The organism is Streptomyces sp. SID1328, from assembly GCF_009865595.1.
GTDB classification, from domain to species: Bacteria; Actinomycetota; Actinomycetes; order Streptomycetales; family Streptomycetaceae; genus Streptomyces; species Streptomyces griseoluteus.
The window spans coordinates 1-1,835 of the sequence record NZ_WWKH01000092.1 but is presented as its reverse complement, the minus strand read 5'-3'; the positions used below and the strand labels follow the sequence as shown (position 1 = coordinate 1,835).

Sequence of the window (1,835 nt, the reverse complement as noted above, 5' to 3'; positions counted from 1 at the left end):
CCGGGCGCTGCGGGGCCGGGGCGGACCGCGTCGGTGCGGTCCGGGTCGGGGCGGACCGGGTCGGGGCGGACTGGGCGGGAGCGGACTTCTTCGTCACGCCCTTGTCGGTTCCGCTGCCCGCCGAGGCGCTGGACGGTGCGGACCCGTAGGCCCCGGCGCGGCCGGAGCAGACGGGCCAGGCGCCCCAGCCCTGGGCCTGCTGGACCTTGGACGCCACGGCGATCTGCGCGCTTCTCGACGCCTGGTCCGCGGTGGCGGCGTAGGCGCCGCCACCGTAGGCACGCCACGTACTGGCGGAGAACTGGAGCCCGCCGTAGTAGCCGTTGCCGGTGTTGATGTGCCAGTTGCCGCCGCTCTCGCACTGGGCGATGCGGTCCCAGACCCCGTTGTCCGCCGCCTGCGCCTCTCCGGAGGCTGCCAGCAGCCCCAGCGGGGCGAGCAGCGCGGCCCCGGCGAGGGCGGCCGTCGTACGGCCCTTACGGGCGGTCGAACGGGTCGTATCGGCACACTCGGTCATGCAGTTCCCTCTCCACGAACCCGGGCTCCCCCTGGGCGGGGCACGGCTCGCCGCGTCGGACCGCGGTTCCTCGCGCCCGCCCCGTCCACCGGTGACCGGTACCGCGGTCCTGACGGACCCGGCGCCGGGCGGCGGACCTACCCGAGCGGTGCTAGTTGCACACGGCGAAGGAATCTAAGGAGGACAGGTGCCGCATTTCAACAACACCTCGTCGCGGCAGGCCAGTTGGCGGTTACCGTCGGTATCGGCGATTTCCGGCCAACCACTTCATACGGTTATGTCGGTACTTGTCGACCATGGGCGGCACCTGCCCGTGACACACATCACCCTTTCAAGTTCCTTGACTGGGTACGGAGTTGACGGTGAGTGGCCGATTCCGTGTCGAAAGTGACCCTGCGCGCAGGCCGGTTCGATTCCGTTCCCCCTGGGGCGTGACTCCCACCACAGGACGCCCGTTGTCTTCTGCATGAGCCCGCGATCCCAAGGCTCAGCGACCGGGAGCCACCCGGCCGACCGCGCGCATCCCGAGGGAGCCACCGTGCCGCGCATGCTCGACGTCAGTGACGCCGTACGCGCCGAGATCGGCGACGAAGAAGCCGACCGGCTGCTCACCGGAGCGAACGCTCCGGGCAGTTACGACTGCACGTCCTGCCGCACTCCGGGGGACTCCGAGCAGGAACGCACCAGCACCGTCCTGTTCGTCGGGGACGAGACCGCCGTCCTCGCCTTCGCCCACGCGGGCTGTCTGCCCTCGCAGGTCGTGCAGGTCACCGAGGAGCAGTTGCAGGGCGCCGTCCGCTCCATCGGCGGCGAGGCGGCCCCCCAGGAGCCGGAGCAGCCCCACCGGGCCACGCCCGAGCCCGCCGTCCTCGGCGTGACCAGCGGACTGGTGCTGATCGAGGGCGAGTTGCACCCGGCGCTCGTCGTCGAGCCGACCGCGCCCATCGCGCGCCCCGGCGCCACCGGGGGCGGGGACGACTTCCTCCCCCTCCTCATCGAGCAGGGCTTCATGCCGGTCACCGCGCTCGACACCGTCCCCCCGGTGCTGCACGGCTGGTCGGTGCTGCTCGCCGTCGGCCAGCTCCACGCGGTGCTCCAGCCGGGCCCCCACGGCAGCCAGCCGGTGGCCTGGTGGCAGGCGCACCAGCCGCTCCAGGTCACCGACAGCTGGCGGGCCGCCGCCAACAAGCACCAGCAGGTGCTGATGTTCGCGGCTCCCGTCGGCTCCATCGGCCGCCAGCCCCGCGAGGACCTCCTCCGCGACGCCCTGGACCAGGCCGCCGCCAACGGCCGCCTGGTGGCCGCCGCCCTCCCCCTC

The 1,835-nt window shown here is 72.8% G+C and carries 2 protein-coding genes; one reads left to right on the top strand and one right to left on the bottom strand.

The window, feature by feature from the left end; translation table 11 throughout:
* The coding region (locus tag GT030_RS02945) for a transglycosylase family protein (protein WP_161199686.1) at positions 1-517 on the bottom strand (517 nt) is incomplete at its 3' end.
* Between the two features lie 538 nt (positions 518-1,055).
* On the opposite strand from GT030_RS02945, the gene GT030_RS02940 reads away from it, so the two are divergent.
* Positions 1,056-1,835: hypothetical protein (locus tag GT030_RS02940; RefSeq protein WP_161199685.1), on the top strand; the 780-nt coding region annotated here is incomplete at its 3' end.